General features: G+C 45.2%; 15 protein-coding genes and 4 pseudogenes. 10 read left to right on the top strand and 9 right to left on the bottom strand.

Annotation, left to right across the window (positions count from 1 at the left end; translation table 11 throughout):
- Window positions 1-40 precede the first annotated feature (40 nt).
- A complete protein-coding gene (locus AC0IYG_RS01795) occupies window positions 41-868 on the bottom strand; it encodes a lysophospholipid acyltransferase family protein (protein WP_471709303.1) in 828 nt (275 codons plus the stop codon).
- A 222-nt stretch (window positions 869-1,090) separates the two neighbouring features.
- Here AC0IYG_RS01795 and AC0IYG_RS01790 point away from each other — a divergent pair, with 222 nt between their 5' ends.
- The 6 genes and pseudogenes from AC0IYG_RS01790 (at window position 1,091) to AC0IYG_RS01765 (ending at window position 8,973) form a co-directional block, all read left to right on the top strand.
- Window positions 1,091-2,560 carry a M48 family metalloprotease gene (locus AC0IYG_RS01790; protein ID WP_471709302.1) on the top strand — a complete coding sequence of 490 codons (1,470 nt, stop codon included), beginning with the start codon at window positions 1,091-1,093 and terminating at the stop codon, window positions 2,558-2,560.
- 217 nt (window positions 2,561-2,777) lie between these two features.
- On the top strand, window positions 2,778-3,245 hold the full coding sequence (locus AC0IYG_RS01785) for a MarR family winged helix-turn-helix transcriptional regulator (protein WP_471709301.1): 468 nt from the start codon (window positions 2,778-2,780) through the stop codon (window positions 3,243-3,245).
- A gap of 86 nt (window positions 3,246-3,331) precedes the next feature.
- Window positions 3,332-3,826, top strand: coding sequence for a hypothetical protein (locus AC0IYG_RS01780; protein WP_471709300.1), 495 nt, complete (start codon window positions 3,332-3,334; stop codon window positions 3,824-3,826).
- The gene (locus AC0IYG_RS01775) at window positions 3,730-4,665 is read left to right on the top strand and encodes a TolC family protein (protein ID WP_471709325.1); all 936 of its coding nucleotides are present in this window, start codon (window positions 3,730-3,732) and stop codon (window positions 4,663-4,665) included. The genes AC0IYG_RS01780 and AC0IYG_RS01775 overlap by 97 nt, the downstream gene beginning before the upstream one ends.
- 102 nt (window positions 4,666-4,767) lie before the next feature.
- Window positions 4,768-5,822 (top strand): annotated as a pseudogene (locus tag AC0IYG_RS01770) (efflux RND transporter periplasmic adaptor subunit).
- A gap of 25 nt (window positions 5,823-5,847) precedes the next feature.
- Window positions 5,848-8,973: pseudogene (locus AC0IYG_RS01765) on the top strand (efflux RND transporter permease subunit).
- A 68-nt stretch (window positions 8,974-9,041) separates the two neighbouring features.
- Here the strand turns inward: AC0IYG_RS01765 and AC0IYG_RS01760 are convergent.
- A complete protein-coding gene (locus AC0IYG_RS01760) occupies window positions 9,042-10,022 on the bottom strand; it encodes an alkaline phosphatase D family protein (RefSeq protein ID WP_471709324.1) in 981 nt (326 codons plus the stop codon).
- A gap of 229 nt (window positions 10,023-10,251) precedes the next feature.
- On the opposite strand from AC0IYG_RS01760, the gene AC0IYG_RS01755 reads away from it, so the two are divergent.
- Window positions 10,252-10,830 (top strand): O-methyltransferase, encoded by a 579-nt coding sequence (locus AC0IYG_RS01755; RefSeq protein WP_471709299.1) that lies wholly within the window; start codon window positions 10,252-10,254, stop codon window positions 10,828-10,830.
- Between the two features lie 64 nt (window positions 10,831-10,894).
- Here AC0IYG_RS01755 and AC0IYG_RS01750 read toward each other — a convergent pair whose 3' ends face one another.
- The 7 genes and pseudogenes from AC0IYG_RS01750 to tnpA all read right to left on the bottom strand — a co-directional run bounded on the left by AC0IYG_RS01750 (window position 10,895) and on the right by tnpA (window position 18,900).
- Window positions 10,895-12,589, bottom strand: a complete 1,695-nt coding sequence (locus AC0IYG_RS01750; RefSeq protein ID WP_471709323.1) for an FG-GAP-like repeat-containing protein — start codon at window positions 12,587-12,589, stop codon at window positions 10,895-10,897.
- A 59-nt stretch (window positions 12,590-12,648) separates the two neighbouring features.
- Entirely contained in the window at window positions 12,649-12,858 is a 210-nt protein-coding gene (locus AC0IYG_RS01745; protein WP_471709298.1) for an FG-GAP repeat protein, read from the bottom strand.
- Between the two features lie 32 nt (window positions 12,859-12,890).
- Entirely contained in the window at window positions 12,891-15,209 is a 2,319-nt protein-coding gene (locus tag AC0IYG_RS01740) for an integrin alpha (protein ID WP_471709297.1), read from the bottom strand.
- A 144-nt stretch (window positions 15,210-15,353) separates the two neighbouring features.
- Window positions 15,354-16,250, bottom strand: a complete 897-nt coding sequence (locus tag AC0IYG_RS01735; RefSeq protein WP_471709296.1) for a T9SS type A sorting domain-containing protein — start codon at window positions 16,248-16,250, stop codon at window positions 15,354-15,356.
- Complete coding sequence (locus AC0IYG_RS01730) at window positions 16,180-16,989, bottom strand: PQQ-dependent sugar dehydrogenase (protein ID WP_471709295.1); 810 nt, start codon at window positions 16,987-16,989, stop codon at window positions 16,180-16,182. The genes AC0IYG_RS01735 and AC0IYG_RS01730 overlap by 71 nt, the downstream gene beginning before the upstream one ends.
- Window positions 16,990-17,213: 224 nt before the next feature.
- Window positions 17,214-18,387, bottom strand: a pseudogene (locus AC0IYG_RS01725) (AIR synthase related protein).
- Between the two features lie 41 nt (window positions 18,388-18,428).
- A pseudogene (gene tnpA / locus AC0IYG_RS01720) lies at window positions 18,429-18,900 on the bottom strand (IS200/IS605 family transposase).
- Window positions 18,901-19,053: 153 nt separating this feature from the next.
- On the opposite strand from tnpA, the gene argH reads away from it, so the two are divergent.
- The 3 genes from argH to AC0IYG_RS01705 are packed head-to-tail and all read left to right on the top strand — an operon-like array spanning window position 19,054 to window position 20,944.
- On the top strand, window positions 19,054-20,391 hold the full coding sequence (gene argH, locus AC0IYG_RS01715; protein WP_471709294.1) for an argininosuccinate lyase: 1,338 nt from the start codon (window positions 19,054-19,056) through the stop codon (window positions 20,389-20,391).
- Window positions 20,392-20,405: 14 nt separating this feature from the next.
- A complete protein-coding gene (locus tag AC0IYG_RS01710) occupies window positions 20,406-20,738 on the top strand; it encodes a hypothetical protein (protein ID WP_471709293.1) in 333 nt (110 codons plus the stop codon).
- Window positions 20,705-20,944, top strand: coding sequence for a thioredoxin domain-containing protein (locus AC0IYG_RS01705; RefSeq protein ID WP_471709292.1), 240 nt, complete (start codon window positions 20,705-20,707; stop codon window positions 20,942-20,944). Before AC0IYG_RS01710 ends, AC0IYG_RS01705 begins: the two co-directional genes overlap by 34 nt.
- The last annotated feature ends 141 nt before the right edge of the window (window positions 20,945-21,085 follow it).

Below are 21,085 nucleotides of genomic sequence, written 5' to 3'. Positions count from 1 at the left end.
GAATGTTGCGTGTAATTTCTTTATCTACGTGAAGAACCCATTATTGGATTTCGGTAACGGCAGCCAGCGCCGGTCCTTCCCGCGGGACTTCCTGCTCAATTGCTTTGGTCACACGCTCAATCATGCTTTCTAGAGATTCGTCGGGTAAAAAGTGCATAGGAGGCTTAAAATGAACGGTGAGCTTCGTATTTCTTTTCTTAAACCTAAGCCCTTTTTTATCAAATGCCCTGCGGAAACCATTGATAACAACCGGAATCACAATGGGTTGATGGTCTTTGATCAAATGTGCCGTGCCTTTACGGACCGGCGCAAAGGGCTTCGTAGTCCCTTGCGGAAAGCTCACAACCCAGCCGTGTTTCAGTCCCATTCCAATTTTATCCTGCGCCGCATTATCCAATTGCCGTTTCACATTTTCACCATTAGCACGCCAGGAGCGGTCAATGGTTATTGCGCCGCCTATGCTGAATAATTTTGGCAAAATCCCTTCTTTCATCGTCTCCGAAGCGGCTACATAGTAACATCTTGCACGCGGTGAAAACAGGTAAAACGGCGGTGAAATGGTGTCTTTGTAACCCCATTTGGTTGCACAAAAAATATGGTAAAACGCAATGACGTCTGCGAAATAAGTCTGGTGGTTTGACAGAAAAAGGACGCCGTTATCGGGCAGTTCTAAAAGCTGATCGCTGCCAATAATTTCTATTTTATTGACGGCCGTATATCTGTAATAAGTAAACCAGCCAATGATAAAAATGATAATGCGCTTAAATATCAAGTAGTTACCGAATGGATCCTGCTCAAAAAGTCCCAAAAAATCAAATCGCACCAGCCACGAAGGCAGCAGACTGAAAGTACTTTTTTTTGCATCCATAGTGTAAATGTAATTTCGGTTGTCACGCAGTAGAGGAATCAAAGGCCATCGACAACTTTCATACCAATTTGGCGTAATTTAGATAATAAGCATAGTTAATGTAAAATATATTTAGTTTGCACGCCGTCCGACAAGCCGGCAATTGAATGTGGCATGATTCTTTCGAGTATCGCTTTACTAATTTATTGACCACGCTCTGCTAACAGTCATTCTTTTTAATTTATGAAAATGAAATTTCAATTTCACGTGCTTCTGTGCCTTGTTGGTGCAGGTTTCCTATCCGGTTGTTCCAAAAACCCTGTTACTGGCAAGAAGGAAATAATCTTTATGTCCAAGGAAAAGGAAATCGCCCTTGGTGCAGAGTCACACCCCTCTATTGTGGCTACAATGGGGATTTACGATGATAAAAACCTGAATGCCTTTATTAATGAGAAGGGAAAAGCGATGGCAAACATCTCTCACCGCCCTGATTTGCCTTATCAATTCTTCATTGTAGACTCGCCGGTTGTCAACGCTTTTGCTGTGCCTGGCGGTTACGTATACTTTACTAGGGGGATTATGGCGCACTTCAATAATGAAGCTGAATTTGCCGGCGTTCTCGGTCACGAAATTGGCCACATTACGGCTCGACATTCAGCGCGTCAGCAAACTTCCCAGATCTTTGGTCAGGTTGGATTGATGGCTGGAATGGTGCTTTCGGAAACGGTGCGTGGGCTTGCGGATCAGACGCAACAGGCCTTAGGCTTATTGCTTTTAAGTTACAGCCGAGAGCACGAAACGGAATCAGATAAAATTGGTGTGGAGTATTCCAGCAAGATCGGTTATGACGCACATCAAATGGCTGATTTCTTCGGAACATTAAAAAAGATCAGCGAAAAAAGTGGACAATCAATTCCTACTTTTCAATCAACGCACCCGGATCCGGGCGGCAGACAAACGAAAGTTGAAAAACTGGCGACCGAATATCAAAAAGAACATCCTGCTAAATATAATGTCAACCGCGATGCCTATCTGCGCAAAATCGAAGGCATTATCTACGGAACCGACCCAAAGCAGGGGTTTGTGGAAAACAATACATTCTATCATCCCGAGTTAAAGCTGCAATTCCCTGTTCCAAGCGGATGGCAATATGAAAACACGCCTGCACAGTTCCAAATGGCTGCTAAGGACGGAAAATCAATGGTGCTTTTTACCATTGCACCAGGCAAAACATTGGAAGAGGCGGCACAGGGTGTGGTCAAAAATTACGGTCTGCAAGTTTCTGAAAATGAGAAAACAACGATCAATGGCAATCCAGCGATTGTAATGGTGTCAACGCAGGCGGCTCAAACACAATCCGGCCAGCAAGCTGCACCGACGGCAAATTCCATTCAGGTTGCGACCTGGCTGATCCAATATGGCGGCAACATTTATGCAATCCACGGCGTGGCGCAGGCTGCTAATTTCAGCGGAAGTGTCGGTCAGTTCAAATCCATCGCACAAGGCTTCAAGTCAGTTACGGATGGCAACATTCTGAATCGACAGCCAGACCGCATCCGAATCAAAACTGTTCAACGCGACGGATCGCTGAGGGATGCGTTAAGAGATAACAATCAATCTGACAAGCAGTTGGATGAATTGGCCATCATTAACGGCATGGCATTATCGGATAAAGTGACGAAGGGAATGTTGATTAAGACACTTGGTAGATAAAAGATATTGAACTCCGTCAGGAGTGGACGATGTACTAACCCCGGGCTTAAGCCCCGGGGGAAACAGAGCGTCAGCAAGTTCCGCGTCACACTCCGTCGAAAGTAGTTAATTCCCCCGGGCTTAAGCCCGGGGAAGAATACGCATAAAAAGTTTTTGGAAACAAAAACTTTTTTAATAAACATTTGGTTGATATATCAACGTATTATACATTTGCATCATGAACGCGACACAGCCAAAATTTTTCAACATAAAAGAGGATATGAAGAACTCCCTGCAATTCAAGCTGGGGGTTGTTACGAAGATTGTTTTTAAGAAAATGAATGCGCAGCTGGTTCAGGAGGGAATTCCGGTTCTGGCTGAACAGTTGCCGATTTTAATGGTTGTATATTTCCAGGAGCATGTGATGACGCAACAGGACATTGCTAATGTGCTGCAAAAAGATAAAGCGGGCATTCAGCGCTCTGTACAAACATTGCATAAAGATGGATTTTTGAAAATAGAAAGTGACATTGAGGACAAAAGAAAGAATCTGGTCACATTGACACCAAGCGGGAAATTCGTTTGCGAACGCATTCAATCTTTGGTAATCGCATTTGATAATCACGTAATGGAGCATTTCACAGACGAAGAGCGCAAGACATTCATCAGTTATCTTGACAGAGTTGCAGCCATAGTTGAAAAATAAAAAATTTTATTAAATAGTTGATATATCACCAGTAGACGTGTCAACTAAATACAAGATTAGCCACAAATCATTAATAACCAGAAAAGATGAAAAGTAAATGGATCATTGCAATGCTGGCATTCGTTGCGACGGCCGGGCCTTCGTGGGCTCAAACCCGCCTCAGCCTGAAAGACTGCATTGCTTACGGGATCAAGAACAATGGCAATGTGAAAATAGCCCAGTATAAGGAGAGCATCGCCGTGCAACAGGGACGGGAAGCATTGGCGGGTTATCTGCCGCAAGTGGCTGGTAACGGCGCACTTGACGATAACATTAAGCTGCAATCAACTGTTTTGCCGGGAGCTTTGTTTGGTGGAGAAGATCGCCGGGTTGCGCTGGGAACGAAATATTCGACCAACGTTTCTGCTCAGGCCGATCAGGTGATTTTTGATCAGCAGCTATTGGTTGGGATTAAGGCGAATAAGCCAAATCTTCAAAACGCTGCATTGAACGCGCAGAAGACAAAAGAGACGATCATTTTCAATGTTACAGACGCTCTTATTATCAGGTTTTTGTTACACAAGCGCAGATCGACCTTTTGAAAGATAATTTAGAAAAAACGCAGCAGATCCTGGGAACATTACAGCTTCAACTGGACAACGGTGTGATCAAAAAAGTGGATTTTGACCGCACGCAAGTGAGTTTGAACAACATCAAGTCACAATTGACACTTGCAGAAAGCAATTTGATTTTGGCCCAAAACCAGTTGAAATTTCAAATGGGCATGCCGCTGAACGAGCAGCTTGAATTGACAGATAACCCATTGAACCAACCCTTCAAATTAATAGAACCAGAGCAATTCGACGTCGCTAACCTGACCGATTTCAAAATCCAGAATGTCAATATGCAATTGCAATCATTGGAAAAAGAGCGGATCAAAGCGGGTTACCTGCCAAAATTATCGGTTTATGGTCGTTATGGTATGCAATCGCTGGGTCAGAATCTGGGTGAATCCTGGGGTAATTGGTTCAGTTTCGGAGCGATTGGGGTGAAGCTTTCTATTCCAATTTTTGACAGTTTCAGAAAGGATGCGCAGTATAAGCAAGCTGATTTGAACCTCATGACACAAAATGAGCAGCTGAAATTGAATGTTCAGAATTACCAGCTTCAAAATCACAATGCTACAACGCAGCTTCAAAAAGCGAAACTAAACCTGGGCAACGACGAGGCCAATGTGACTTTGGCAAAAGAGGTTTACGACGTAACCACATTGCAATACAAAGAAGGCACCGTGACATTGTCGGACCTGCTAAACGCCGAAACTTCATACAAAGAAGCGCAAAGCAACTACATCAACTCAATGCTAAGTTACTACCAAGCCAAACTAGGCCTGGAACAGTCACAAGGAAGCCTGAACAACTTCTATACAGCATTACCATAAATAGGTCATGAATAGTCGCTGGTCGACATTTCGACTTCGCTCAATGTGACAATTCAGAACATTCACTCATTCAATCATTCAATCATTCAAAATTGAACTTCCATGAAAAGGAAAATAATAATAGCCAGCTCCATTCTCGTAATCGGACTCCTGATCGGGTTTCGGTTGGTAGCGAACAAGTCCAAAATGGACGCGAAGAAAGTAATGCCGGATAATAAAAATGTTACCATTCCGGTGACTGCCAAGTGGCAGTAAAAGAAGGTAGCACAAGTCAGGACCTCGTGCGGACCGGTAGCCTGATCCCATTCAAAGAAGCCGAGATCATGGCGACATCTGCCGGCAAAGTTTTATCGGTTAAATACGACCTCGGAACCTACGTTTCGCAAGGTGCGACGCTTGTGAAAGTGGATAGCAAACTGAAAGAGCTTTCACTTCAAGCCACCGAATTGAATATTAACAAACTGAAAAAAGACGCAGATCGTTACACCAAACTTTTGGCCGGAAATGCTGCGACTGAAATTCAGGTAAATGATACTAAATACAACTACGAAAATGCATTGAACCAGGCTGAACAGATAAAGCAGCAGATCAATGATGCTTCGATTGCAGCGCCGATCAGCGGTCGCGTGATTAAGAAGAACATTGAGCCGGGTGAGTTTGTGAATGTAGGAACGTCAATAGGAACGATCCTGGACGTTTCGCGCCTGAAAGTGCAGGTGATGATCTCTGAAAATGATGTTTATAAATTGAAAGAAGGTCAGCATGTGGCCGTTAGCACGAGCATTTTCCCTGACAAAAAGATCGACGGTGTGATCTCTTACATTGCTCCGCAAGGCGACGAATCGCACAATTACCCGGTTGAAATCGTGATCAAAAACTCCAATCAACTACGCGCTGGAACATTTGTAACCGTGGAATTTAAGCAAAAAAGCAGCCAGAATGCATTGCTGATCCCAAGGAGCGCATTGGTTGAAAGCGTGCGTAACCCATATGTGTACACCGTCGAAAATGGTGTTGCCAAACAACGTAAAATTGAAGTGGGCCGCGAAGTGGGCGATAATATCGAAGTTTTGTCAGGCTTGAAATCGGGCGAAACGGTGATTACAACAGGCCAGATCAACCTCAGCGAAGGTGCCGCGGTTAATGTCACTAAATAGTTTTCATCAGTAAACGAATAAGAAAATGTCAATCACCGAAGTAGCAGTAAAAAGACCGCTCTTCATCATAGTAGTATTCACGGTGTTGATACTATTTGGTGTGATCAGCTATAAACAATTGTCCTACAACTTGTTACCCAAGTTTGAGGCCAATGTAGTAAGTGTAATGACGACGTATCGCGGTGCCGCTGCGGACGAAGTCGAAACCAACGTGACCAAGCACATTGAAGACGCCGTGTCGGCGATCGAAGGTTTGGATCAGATCAATTCAACTTCTCAGGAAGGCGTTTCTTCTGTCATTATCCAGTTGAAACAAGGAATCAGCGTCGATTTGGCGCAACAGGAAGCGCAACGCAAAGTAGAGCAGGTTATCTCACTTTTGCCCGACGATGCGGACCGCCCGGTGATCAACAAATTCTCAACCGACGAAATTCCGGTTTTGAGAATGGGGGTGACCGCAAACGTTTCGCCATCAGCATTATACGATTTGATCGATCGAGAAACTGAAACCACAGCTTTCGAACGTAACCGGCGTGGGCCAGGTGACGATCATCGGTGGCACCGAGCGTCAGATTCAGGTCAATATTCGTCAGGATAAATTAAAAGCTTATCGCTTGTCGATCGCGCAGGTTTCCATGGCGATTAACAATGCAAATACTTCATTCCCAGCAGGTCAGGTGAAAACGCAGGAAGATCAGCTTTCCATTCGTTTTGATGCGAAACTGACAACGGTTGAAAATCTGAGAAATGTAATAGTCGGCCGTAACAGCACAGGAGGACAGGTTTTCCTGAAAGACATTGCCGAAGTGTACGACGGAACTGCCGACGCAACTGCCGTGAACCACATTAATGGTCGTCCGTCCGTGGCCTTGCAAATTCAGAAACAATCTGATGCCAATGCAGTGGACGTGAGCAAGTTGACCCGCGAGCGTTTGACGACTTTGGAAAAACAATATGCTTCTGCCGGACTGAAATTTAACATTGCATCCGACCAGTCGATTTACACATTGGCTTCGGCCGATGCGGTTGTATTTGACTTGGGACTTGCGGTTTTGATCGTATCCGTCGTGATGTTATTGTTCCTGCATAGCGTTCGCAGCTCGATGTTTATCCTCGTGGCATTGCCTTCGTCGATGATTCCGACCTTCATTTTGATGAGCCTTTTAGGTTTTTCACTCAATTTGATGACGTTAATGGCGCTTTCGCTGGTGGTTGGTATCCTCGTCGATGACTCGATTGTGGTTTTGGAAAACATCAACCGCCATATGGAAATGGGCAAAAGCAGGTGGCAGGCCGCATTGGACGGACGTGCAGAAATCGGTTTCACAGCCCTCGCGATCACATTAGTAGACGTCGTGGTGTTCGTGCCGCTTGCATTGACGCAAGGTTTGATCGGTAACATTCTGAGAGAATTCTCCCTCGTGGTCGTGTTCTCGACATTGATGAGTTTGTTCGTGTCATTTACCTTAACTCCGCTTCTTGCTTCGCGTTTTGGTAAAATAGAAATTTTGGATAAAAACACACTTTGGGGCAAGCTTAACCTTGGTTTTGAACGGTTTTTGGATCGGATTAAAGACGAGTATGGTCGCATTCTGACGTGGGTTTTGGGTCACAAAAGATACATTTTCATTTTGTCCCTGATCTTGATCGTAGGTTCAATCGCACTGGTTCCGGGCGGGTTTATCGGAGCAGCATTTATGCAGCAAAGTGACCGCGGCGAATTGAATGTGTCTATCGAATTGGCACCGACTGCATCCGTTTATCAGACCAATCAGGTTGCGCAGAGAGTGGAAAAACTGCTTTTGAGCAGAAAAGAAGTAACAAAAGTCTTCACCAATGTCGGTTACAGCAGCACCGGTTTGGGAACGACATCCAATAGTAACATTGCCGATTTGACGGTTCAATTGGTTGATAAAGCCGAACGCTCCATGTCTGCGGAGGATTTTGGAACGGAAATTCAAAAAGAAATCCTGCAAATTCCAGGCGTAAAAGTAACCGTCGCTCCGACATCGATTACGGGTAATGCGAACCAGGCGCCGATCCAGGTGGCAGTGAAAGGAACCGATATGGAGACAATCCGGAAAACGGCGGCCGAGGTGAAAGCAGTTGTGGCTTCCATTCCTGGAACGGCCAACGTGGATTACTCGGTGGACGACCCAAAACCGGAAGTAGGCGTGCAACTCGACCGTGAAAAAATGTCGCAACTCGGCATCAACGCCGCCGAAGTTGGAGCTGCATTGCAAACTGCATTCCGCGGGGACGACCGTTCGAAATTCAAGGAAAATGGCAAAGAATACGACATTATGGTGACTTTGGACCAGTTTAACCGTTCCAAAGCCGATGATATCCGCCATTTGACATTTGTTAATACGGCGGGACAACATTCGAACTCTCCCAATTCGCAACCGTGAAAGAAGGAATGGGCGAAAGTGTGCTGCAACGCATCGACCGTCTGTCTTCGATCACCATTAACTCGCAAGTAATCGGCCGTCCATCCGGTTCGATCGGTGCCGACATTCAGGCCAAAATGGCGAGTGTGAAACTGCCGGAAGGCATTTTTATCGAATATCGTGGTGACCTCAAAAACCAGGCCGACGCATTCGGGAGCCTCGGATTGGCGCTCGTACTCGGTATCGTGCTCATTTACCTGATCATGGTCGCGCTTTACGAAAGCACCATTTATCCATTCGTCGTGCTGTTCTCGATCCCGGTCGCGTTGGTCGGCGCATTGACAGCATTGGCATTGACAATGGAAAGTTTGACGATCTTCTCCATCGTGGGTATGATCATGCTTTTAGGTTTGGTAGCCAAAAACGCGATCCTGATCGTCGATTTCACCAACCAGTTGAAAGAAGAAGGTCACGCATTGAAAGACGCATTGATCGAAGCCGGCAAAGAACGTCTCCGCCCGATCCTGATGACGACCATCGCCATGATCGCCGGTATGTTACCCATCGCATTAGCCTCCGGCGACGGAGCCGAAGTGAAAAACGGCATGGCCTGGGTAATCATCGGTGGTTTAACAAGCTCGCTCTTGCTGACGCTGTTTCTGGTTCCTAGTGTTTATTATGTTGTAGACCGTTTGAAAGAGCGGTTTGCAAATCGGAAAGCTAAGAAGCAAAGAAGAGAAGAGTTGGTTTTGGAAGGGTAGGCGATTTCGTTTAACCTGGGCATGACTAATAATAAAACAAAAAATCCCCGAAAGGGGATTTTTTGTTTTCAGAACTTAATTTCCTGCGTGAGGAGCGTCGCCCGATCATCTCCATTAATCTGAACGGTCGCTGTAAGCGGCTTGGCGTTCCAGTTGATCGTGATTAATCCGTAATTCAGCTTCGCTATCATTTCGCCGACGCGGAATTTATTAGGTTCTTCGTGTGGCTTCGAAACATGCGTAAGGCCGCTGCTCGTGACATCAAAAAGGTCGTAACCGAGGCCTGGAACCGTTGTTTTAGAAACCTCAGCAATGTGTCTGTCGCCGCTGATGAGCATAGCGCCTTTCGGTTTGGTTTTAGACAACAGATCAAGAAAGCGCTTTTTTGAAACGGGAAAATTAGCCCATTTTTCATAAGGATGGTCCTCTGGCAAAAACTGAATGCCGCACCCGATAACGTGCACATCTGCATCAGAACCTGTCAACTGCTTTTCCAGCCATTGCCACTGTTCCTCGCCCAGCAGGTCACCATCCGGATTTGGAACATTATCTTTCCCTTCCTTCATGAGTTTGTCCCTGAAATAACGCCCATCGAGCAAAATCACTTTCACCCGTTGTCCTTTCGGCCCGTAAGTTGTTGCCGAATAAGCGCCTTTCTGCTTCCTTAACGGACTGTCTTTGGAAACATCCATGAAATCGAGCATCAGCTGCTGGCTTTCTTCGCGGCGTGGATATTCTTTGCCGCCATCATTCACACCATAATCATGATCGTCCCAAACACCGATTACTGAGCTGTTTTTGATCAATTGCTGATAAACGGGATTCGATTTTTGCTTATCATATTTGGCTTTCAACGTGTCCATGCTTTCCGAATCGCCATAAATGTTATCGCCAAGCCATATCCAGACCTGCGGTTTTTTGGCAACGATATCGTCCCAAAGCGGCTGCGGACGTTTTTGATCGCTGCACGAACCGAATGCGATGGTTGTAACGGGTTGTTGAGTCTGGGAAGTGATTTTAGCTGATTTTGGAGCCATGCAACCGGCCATAGCCAGGCAGCTTACGAATGCTGGTAAAAACTTTTTAAACATTGTACTTTAATTTTATGCGAAGACAAATGTAAAAATGCGCCCGAACTTCCCGGTGCTGATCAGCCATTCATAACATTTAGTTTACATTGTCGACAATGGCATCACTCGGCACCTATTATGCAACATTCGTTCTAAGATTGTGTGATTAAATTTCTAGTTTAGCCAATTGACATAAAAACGGCTGAGAATGAACCAGGAAATCAATCATCCATTACCAAAAGCGTACGCTGAAATTGACAGCGCCACCAAAGCCTCGGGTTTTACCATGGCTTCCGACATCTCCACTTGCTCACTTCTTAAAACGCTCGCAGCTTCCAAGCCGGCAGGTAAATTTCTGGAACTGGGAACGGGAACAGGACTGTCAACAGCGTGGATACTCGATGGAATGGATGCAGATTCGACATTTGTTTCCATCGATAATGAAGCGAAGTTCCTGGAAATAGCAGAAAATCATTTGGGCCATGACCCAAGACTTACATTCACATTAACGGATGGCGGAGAATGGGTGGAAAACAACAAATCTGAAAAATACGATTACATTTTTGCAGACACCTGGCACGGCAAATATCTGATGCTCGATGAAGTGCTTGAAATGTTAAATAAAGGCGGTTACTACATCATTGACGACATGCTCCCGCAACCAAACTGGCCCGAGGGACACGATCTGAAAGCCATTAAATTAATCGAAGACCTTGAAAAAAGACCAGACTTGGTGCTTACCAAGCAAGTTTGGGCAACCGGGATTGTAATTGCAGTAAAGGTTTAAATGAAAAGCGCCGATTTTACACTGTTGATAAGACGTAAAATCGGCGCTTTCGTTTGTTGCAATGTTATTTCTTGATAATGTGAAAGGACTTGTCTTTCAGCTTAATCAAATAATTGCCGGGAATTAATGGGCTGACATCCATTGTCTTGATCCCATTCTCGTCGGCCTTTCGAAGCACTTCATTTCCAGAAACGTCGTAAATGGAGATCTCCGTGTTCAAAGTTTCAGAGTCTATATTCAGCGTGTTAGTCACTGGATTAGGAAAAAGGCTCGTCGGTTTTCCTTCAAAATTAACTGACTTGATCGAGCTGTACGCGAACGTTTTGTCCTTATCAAACATTTTCAGACGATAGTAATTTGCACCTTTCTGGGGTTTAAAATCGATAAAGCTATACAAGTTTGACTTTTTGCTATCACCAGCAGAATAGACAGATCCAATTTTTTCCCAGGCTTTGGCATCATTGCTACGTTGCAATTCAAAATAATCACTGTTCAATTCGGATGCTGTCTCCCACGTCAAGTCCACTTGCTTTTCAACGGCTTTCGCTTCGAACCTGACAAGCTCAACAGGCAATGCACTCGGATCCGCAAGAATGGATGCATCGGCATATCGCCAAGGACCGTAAACTTGCCCGGTGATCGCTAATAAAGGACTAAATCTTACACGCGCTCTGATTTTGTTTAGGAAGTCTGTTTTGTTAACCAAGCTTTTCAATTCCACCTCGGTAGGGAGTAAGTCCGTCAAATTTCCCTGTCCGGTTGACTGCGTGCTATTTGTAATTGGACTTGCATGTGAAAAGCTTTGACCCTGGCCAATGATTTCCCAAACCACCTTACCCTTATTCCGTCCCAAAAAGGACTTTGCATACAACCCAACTCCAAAGTCATCCTTCCCCAAATTGTCTTTGCTAATGCTTGTTGAAAGATCGCTGTTGTAAAGGTTGAGGTTTCCTCTGACGGCACGGTCATTATTTACACTGATGCCATCGCCATTGCCATGATAAATGAATGCCCGCCCTGTTCCTGAGAATTGATTAGCACCGGCAATCACATCTTCAATTCCATCAGCGTTAACATCTCCGGCAGATGATACTGAATAGCCCATGCCAGAATTTATCTGGTTGCCACCAATTACAGCAGCAACAGAAGTGATAACACCATTTTCAGAGCCATAATACACGAGCACCGCACCTTCTTTACCCTGGTCGTCCGTATAAGCTGGCGATCCGGCAAGAATGTCATTATAACCATCCCCATTAACATCAGCCGAGCCAACAGAAGCACCCATTAATGCATCAGCTTGATTGCTTTCAATAATTGTAGGAGTGAGCGTTTTGACTCCGATCGCCGAACCGTAAAAGATTGCAACAGCGCCCTCATCAACTTCGGCATTGCTATAATTCCTGGCTCCAACAATAACGTCATCAAAACCATCACCATTTATATCTCCTCCGCTAGCCACAGACCACCCGGTAAATGCTTGTGATTTGTTTAAATCCAAAATATCACCTGTTGTTCCCAGGCCGTACAAGCCGCCATAGTAAACAAATGCAGCTCCCTCATATTGTGTGTTGGGATTATTGTTGAATTTATGAGCACCGACAATCATATCATCATAGCCGTCCCCGTTTACATCGCCTGCTGAGGCAACGGCGGCACCAAATTCACTGCTGGACTGATATCCCATCAAAAGCGGCCCGGCCCCACTTGTTATGCCATTTTTGGAGCCATAAGAAATGATTACGGCACCTCTATTCACAATTATGCCATCAGAATATGACGGTACACCAACAATAATATCGTCATAACCGTCTGCATTTAAATCTCCAGCTCCGCTGACCGACACACCTGCAAATGCATTCGCTTTTGCGATAAAAACGTATGGGTAGGAGCCGCAACAATTCCCTGAATCGATCCATAGTAGACGAAACCTGCACCTGAGTTAATATGGCCTTGTAAATCATATTGTGGTGCGCCAATGACTACGTCATCAAAGCCGTCACCATTCACATCACCAGCAGCACTCACGGATTTCCCAAAATGGGCCAGCGCCTGACCTCTCAGATAAGTAGACCCGTACTTAGATTAACACCATTGTTATCCGACAAGTATACATACGCTACACCTTCATCATTGGCACCTTGATCAAAAAACGGAGCACCTACAATGACATCGTCATATCCGTCTCCATTGACATCTCCCGCTCCGGATACAGAATAACCCAGTTCTGCCCCAGCCTGATTAGCGATAACTTGAACACTAAAATTGGTTTCAACACTTGCAGCTGAACCATGGAATACCAAAGCAATTCCATCGTCGGTTCCATTCTTATCATAATTAGGAGCACCAATGATAATGTCGCTAAAACCGTCGCCATTCACATCACCCGCACTTGCAACAGAAGTTCCTAGCTCAGCTTCCGCTTGCCCGCATGTGAAAAATGATTTCGATTTCAAAACTCCGGTTATCGAACCGATGTATACATGTGCCCAACCTTCTTGTAAGTTTCCTGCATTGTCTCGTCCCGGTTCTCCAATGATTACATCGCTGAACCCATCGCCATTCACATCTCCAGCGCATGCAACCGATTTTCCAAATGCACCACCGGCCTGGCCGCCTTCTATATGTGTATTCGCTTTATTTTGGATGCCAGTTCCATCTGAAGAAGCCAGGTGGATACTGACAGCACCTTCCTCGTTCTGTCCATTGGCAAAATTGGGCGAACCAATAATTACATCGCTATAACCATCTGCATTTAAGTCGCCGGCACTGCTTACCGAGTATCCGAATTTTGATCCTTCATGCTGTCCGAATAATGTCATTGCAGGAGTATGCACGATACCCGAGCTTGCTCCAGAATAAATAAATGCCGCACCCAGGTTAGGCGAAAATAGGTTGTCGTAAAAATATGCTCCGATAATGAGGTCGCTGAAACCATCGCCATTCACATCTCCTGCACAAGCAACGGATTGGCCATAATATGAAGATGCCTGATTTGATTCTAATGTATCAGATGGGGTGCTTGAGATTCCTGATTGTGAGCCCATAAAAATAAAAGCGGCACCCTCTTTCTGTTCGCCATTACTGAAACCCGGTGCGCCGACAACCACATCACTGAACCCATCGCCATTTAGGTCTCCGGCACTCGCGACGGATTGCCCAAATTGGGCTGTTGTCAAATTTGACTCAATTTTAGTCCCGGTCAGGTTTATTCCACTTGCTGAACCATAGAAGATATATGCAGCTCCCTCATCTGTTGATCCATTTGCATAAGCATAAGAGCCTACAATAATGTCACTGAATCCATCACCATTCACATCTCCAGCCCCGGACAAAGAACTTCCAAAATAAGCATTACCAACATTATTGTCTCCGGTGCATGTGATACTCCCATTGGGATTTAAACCTGTGGAAGATCCGAAATAGATAAAAAACGCACCTTGATTAGGCTTGTTCGAATCATACAAAGGCGCTCCTACAATCACATCACTATACCCATCACCATTCACATCTCCGGCACTTGCGACAGAACTGCCTGCTTGTGCTCCCAGCTGCTTACCAACCAGCAGTGCATTAGCATTGCCCGGATTTCCACTTGAAACAAGCGGATCTATGGTCACAGGAAAAGCTGCGGACTTTATATTTACAGCTATTTGTACTAAACCATCTTTGTAAGAAAGCGTTGCTGGGAGATCTTTCCCGTTTGCGTCCCAGCATTTTAGGCCGTCATAGGTGAGCTTTGGTGCATCATCTTTCTTTTTATTTGCATAAAATCGTAGCTTATTATCAGGCAGCTGTTTCACGATCAGACCATCGGCCGCCAACTTTACCACGAGCTCATCCGTGCCACCCGGCGCTTTTTGTACAATGAAATTTTGTCTGACGCCTGCTTCGGTGTTAATGTATTCTTCTGTAAGGATGCCTTGCCTGAGTTGGATCTTGTTTTCGGAAATAATGGTTGCCGTGTCCTCAGATGAGACCGCTAGTTTCCTGCTGTCTGCGTATAAACCGTCCAACTTCAAGGTTAACCGGAAGTCATGACCTGCGGAGTCAATGCGGTTTTTAATTGTAAAAACTCCCGGCTTGAAATACGCCCGCAAATTCTGCTTTCTATTGGGACTTTGCGGAATCCCTGAAATGGGGTCCTTAGTAACATGATACTCCCTCGCTGCAATGCTGCTGTAAATGGTGGCGAGCGTGCTGTCAGGAACATTGCCGTTTTCTGACGATTTTCCTTGTTTCGATTTTCCTGCCGAGCTTTTTGCTTCCAGTAATTTGGGCTTATCCGGTGAATCTGGTGCTTTGAAATGATAATACCGCATTGCACTGCATGCAACCAGCAATACCAAAAATGTGCTTCCTAAGTATTTTTTTCTCATTCCACTTCATGTTAAAAGTTTGCAAATCTGTTACTCACCGCAGCGCTAGTCGCTCAGTTTGTCACAATTTTCAGATTTGCCTTAACCTCTTAGCATTTCGTTGAATGAAAGGTAGGGTTCACTTTTTTGCCGGTAAATATTGCCTTACCGCACCACCAAAACCTTCTGTTGCATTACCTTATCCCTTCCGGTCAACCGGACGATATAAATCCCCGTTTCTGTCCCCTGGATCGGGATGCTGAATGGGCCGTTTTTGCCCGAAATTCCTTCCGACATGAAGACTTTTCCGGATGTGCTGATAAGCTCCATTTTGTTGAAGGAATCACTGATTACCATGTCGATTGTGCCGTTGCTGATGAGTGAAGGCCTTACGAAGTTTACGGATAATGCATCTGCTGACTTCACGACAATGATTTTTGAGTATTCAAAGCTGTCGTCCTGGTCAATCATTTTCAGTCTGTAATAAAGGTCTCTGGTTAAATCGACTGCATGAGAAAAAGTGTATTGCGAGCCTGAACTGGCATTTTCGCCGCTTACGGTGCCAACTTTTTCAAATTGAATCGCATTCAAACTTTGCTCGATTTCGAATTCCCGGAAATCTTCTTCGCTGGATGTCGACCAGGAAAGTTTTACGCCTTCATTTCCCGTTGTCCCTGAAAAATCGACCAACGTTACGGGCAATTGAGAATCTGAAATAATGCGGTAAACGGTGCTTCCTGTAACCGCATAAAGCTCGCCACCCTGATCTTCACCGATATCTGTAACGCCTGTTAAAGAGGAGGTTTCATATGTTTTAACAGATTCATCGGCAGAGATTTTATGGATGTCACCGGAAAAATAATCAGTGCCGATATACCAGCCATATAAGAGCGGCGACTTCGTGCCGCGGTACACCACGCCACCGATCACGGACCTGCCCCGCGTTCCGATGGGATAAACGTAAGTCGGATCTACATAAGGTCCGGCCGCATCAGCAGCCCGTCCGGTCAACGTCGGGTGTGGCAATGTCACCTTCGAAACAACGCCATCCGAAATTGGCATTGCCAAGTTGTGCAGCTGTCCGGTGATTAACCTCTTCTCGGGCTCCCTGGCCCACATCACCGATCCAGATATCACCATTGAGCCGATCAAAACTCCATCTGAAAGGATTTCTTAGACCCAAAGCATAAACAGGACTATTGTAAGGATTGCCAGCCGGAATTGCATATCGGACGAGATTTGTGTCGGGCACATTGACGTCGATCCGCAGGATTTTACCCAATAACACGTTCGGATTCTTCGCATTTTGATTGGGATCATTTCCGCCGCCACCATCGCCTATGGACAGATATAAAAAGCCGTCTTTGCCAAAATGCATTTCGCCCCCATTGTGATTCGTGTTTATTGGGTGAGGAATTTTGATGACTTCAAAGCCTGTGTTAGGGTTGACCTGGCTATTGGTTGCGGGATTTGGCGCAGTGTATCTGGCCACAACCAGATCACCCACCAAATTGGTATAATAAGCGTAAAAATAGCCGTTCGTTTTAAAATTCGGGTGAAAAGCGATGCTAAGCAGTCCGTCCTCATTGCCCGTAAGCACAACCTGACCATTTTGATTCAAATCCAGAAAAGTAAGGGCTGTAAGCGGTGCGCCAGGTGCAAAAACCTTGATGATGCCTCCTCTTTCGGCAACAAAGATGCGATTGGAGCCATCGCCTGCATGCACAAGCTGTATGGCAGATGTGAGTCCGGTTATGAAAGGCTTTTGCGTATCGATGGCTACATCCGGTGCCTGCGACATTGCCCGGCCTGCACAAAAGAGCATGCATAGCAAAAGACAAAATCTTTGAAAAAAGATTGAAGTTGAAGTGTTTCATAGTATAGCGAGTTTTAGTATTTGTTCTACAAAATTTTATATAAATACTACAATATCTATGCCTTCATCTGCTTTTGCAGTGGTGCCAAAAAGAAAGAGCCGCCCGATCAAAAATCAGGCGGCTCATCTTATTTGTATCTCTTTAAATGCTAGCTGTAATAAAATTCCCCAAATTCACTCGTAATCGTGAGTTTTTTGGTTTCCGAAGCTTCCACCCGGCCCACAATCTGCGCTTCAATTCCAAACGACTTGGAGATGTCAATAACCCTTTGTGCAAACTGCTCAGGAAGGTAAATTTCCAGCCTGTGCCCCATATTGAACACTTTATACATTTCCTGCCAATCGGTTCCGCTTTCTTCCTGAATCATTTTAAATAATGGGGGAACGGGTAACAGGTTGTCCTTGATAATGTGAAGGTTATCAACAAAATGTAGAATTTTAGTCTGCTGCGCCGCCGCTGCAATGCACCATGCCATGGATTTCAGAACGCATTTCGTCCAGCAATGCCTTGGCCACTGGTGCGTAAGTCCTTGTAGGTGAAAGCACAAGCTGACCCACATTCAGTGGCGTTCCTTCAACCGGATCCGTTAATTTTTTTGTTCCGCTATAAATCAAATCCTCATTCACTTCGGAATCGAAGCTTTCCGGATATTTTGCTGCAAGATATTTTCCTAAAACATCATGACGGGCCGAAGTAAGGCCATTGCTGCCCATTCCGCCATTGTAAACATCCTCGTATGTTGCTTGTCCGCACGATGCCAGTCCTACAATCACGTCACCGGCTACAATGTTTGCATTATCAACCACTTCCGAGCGTTTCATCCGCGCGATCACCGTGCTGTTGACCGTCACCGTTCTAACCAAATCGCCCACGTCAGCCGTTTCACCACCGGTGCTGTAAATCTCGACGCCATAGCTGCGCAACATTTCCAGAACCTCCTCCGCACCATTGATCACCTCCGCAATCACTTCCCCCGGGATCCGGTTTTTATTCCGGTCAATGGTTGAAGAATAAAGCATAGGGCCCGTTGCTCCGACGCACAAAAGATCATCCGTATTCATCACGATCGCATCCTGCGCAATGCCTTTCCACACTGAAATATCGCCCGTTTCTTTCCAATACAAATACGCAAGAGAGGTTTTGGTCCCCGCACCGTCAGCGTGCATAATGGTGCAATATTCGGGATCGCCAGCCAACGTATCAGGGACGATTTTGCAAAAAGCCTTTGGAAAAAGCCCCTTATCTATCTTTTCAATGGCCTTATGCACATCTTCTTTGGAAGCCGAGACACCGCGTTGCAGATAACGGTCGGTATTTTTCATTTGAATCAATTTAAAATAATCGCGAATTTAACAATTTCCGTTCACTTAAGTGAACGGCTAGAGGGGGATGCGGGGGATTGCGGGTTTGATGGCTCCCATCCGTATTTTTTCATGAATTTTTCGTTTTCTTGCTTGAACGATTTTCTGCGGTGGTGCTCTTCCTGATTTTTAATATAATTTCTGACTTTTTCAACGTGCCGCTCACTTACGCTGACTGCTCAATAATCATCCTGCCACACAAATTTCCTCGTCGTTAATTTGTTTTTATTTATCCAAAAAAGATGACTCTCCTTTAATCAACTGCGCAACTTTACTAATGGTCTGTTCTCTGGACAAAGCAATCAGGCAATGTGCATGATCTGTATATCCATTCACCGAATCCAGAAAAATATCTTTCTCCCAAGCATTTTTCCGCATGTGCTCAAAGACATTTTTCCTGGTTGAATCATTTAAAAACGGTTGCCTATACTTGGTCGCGAAAACCAAATGAACCCAAACTCTCGTCCAACTCATAATGAATAATAATAAATTAAATATCCATTAGACGTTGATCCGCAACATCGGTCACATCGAAAGCATACCCGTCATTTTCAAATGACGGTTTATACCCATTTGCTTGTAAATTTGTAATGTCAATATCATCTTCTACTTCAATTTACAAGTGCATTGAAACTCTGGCAAAAGGAAAATACGGTTACTTCTGAAAAAATAGAAAAATTCACTGTTGGGCGGGACCGGGAAATGGATCTGAACCTGGCGGAATATGATGTGCTGGGAAATCTGGCGCATGCCAAAATGCTTGAAACCATCGGGCTACTTACTACCGAGGATCTTGCTGCATTGGAGCAGGAACTCAAAGCCATTCATACGCAGATCCAGGCCAGCGAATTTGTCATTGAAGAAGGCGTCGAAGACGTGCATTCACAAGTGGAACTGCAATTGACCCGCAAGCTCGGCGACACCGGAAAAAAAATCCATAGCGGCCGCTCGCGCAACGACCAGGTGCTGGTGGATATGAAATTATATACGCGCGCACGATTGTTCGAAGTTGTTGAGGCCACCGAAAAGCTTTTCAATGTACTCATAAAGCGCTCCGAAGAGCATAAAAATGACCTTTTACCGGGTTACACACATTTGCAAATTGCCATGCCGTCATCATTCGGGCTCTGGTTTGGTGCTTATGCAGAAGGATTAATTGATGACGTAATCCAATTAAATGCTGCTTACCGGCTGGCAAACCGCAACCCACTGGGTTCCGGCGCGGGTTATGGATCTTCATTTCCACTAAACAGAACATTAACAACCACATTACTGGGTTTCGAAGGCATGCACCATAATGTTGTGTATGCGCAAATGAGCCGCGGTCGCACGGAACAGGCTGCATTAACCGCGATTTCTTCCTTGGCAGCAACGGTTTCGAGGTTGGCAATGGACGTTTGCCTTTACAACAGCCAGAATTTTAGCTTCATCGTTTTGCCCGACGACCTCACAACCGGAAGCAGCATTATGCCGCATAAAAAGAACCCGGACGTGGCCGAATTGCTTCGTTCCAAAACAAACCGGATGAAAGCATTGCCGATGGAAGTGACCATGGTTTTGAGCAATCTTCCGTCTGGTTACCATCGGGATATGCAGCTTTTGAAAGAGATTTTAATGCCCGCTTTTGATGAAATCCTGGATTGCCTGGACATTGCGGCATTCATGCTGGAAAATCTGAAAGTGAAGCAAAATCTGCTCGATGATGCTAAATATGACCTGCTATTCAGCGTGGAACGGGTGAATGAGCTTGTGATCAATGGCGTACCCTTCCGCGATGCGTATCGGCAAGTAGGGGCGGAGATTGGTGATGGAAGTTATGTTGCCCCGCGAGAATTGAAGCACACCCATGAAGGAAGCATTGGGAACTTACAAACTGCCGAAATCCAGTTGAGAATGCAGGAGGAAATTGCGGCATTTGGTTATGAAAAGGTGACAGCGGCTTTGGAAAAATTATTGCAGGATTAATAAAAGGTCAAGCTATGTGGAGAAAGATCATTGTGCTGTTATTAGCTGTAAATGTGTTTTTTGTTGAAAATACAGAAAGCAAACCTGTTCCTGAAATCTTGCCAGCCGGAACATTAAAAGTGATTCTGTTCCTGGATCCCGAATGTCCGGTTACCAATGCTTATATGAAGGAAATTAAAAGCATTTACGCCGATTATGGCACCAAAGGTGTAAGTTTTGAAGCTTACTTCCCGATGGAAACGGTTACAGAAAAGGATATTAAGGCTTTTTTGAAAAAATACAATGCAACATTCCCCGGCTTCCCGATCCTGAAATGCGGAAAGCAACCCGTTACAAAGCAACCGTAATGCCGGAAGTTGTTTTGGTTAATTCAAATGGGCTGGTGGTTTATCAGGGAGCAATTGACAATTGGTTTTATGCTTTGGGAAAAAGCCGGCCGAAAGCAACCGAACTTTATCTGAGAAACGCGTTGGAAGCAACATTAAACGGAAATCCAATGATGCAAAGCAAAACGCAGCCCATCGGATGTTTGATCAATATGAAGCTGGATTGATTGTCGAAGGATCATTAAAACGTCCCTCCGGGATTCGAATTTCGCTTCCATAGTTCATTTGTTACCAACATTGCGCTGTGACTTTTAGAAAATCCAAAAAAAGAGGCAGGCCAAGCGGCCCGCCTCTTTCTGCTTATAACT

This window comes from Dyadobacter sp. AC419, from assembly GCF_979253085.1.
Note: the sequence above shows the minus strand (reverse complement) of the source record. Positions and strands in the feature narration are given on the sequence as shown.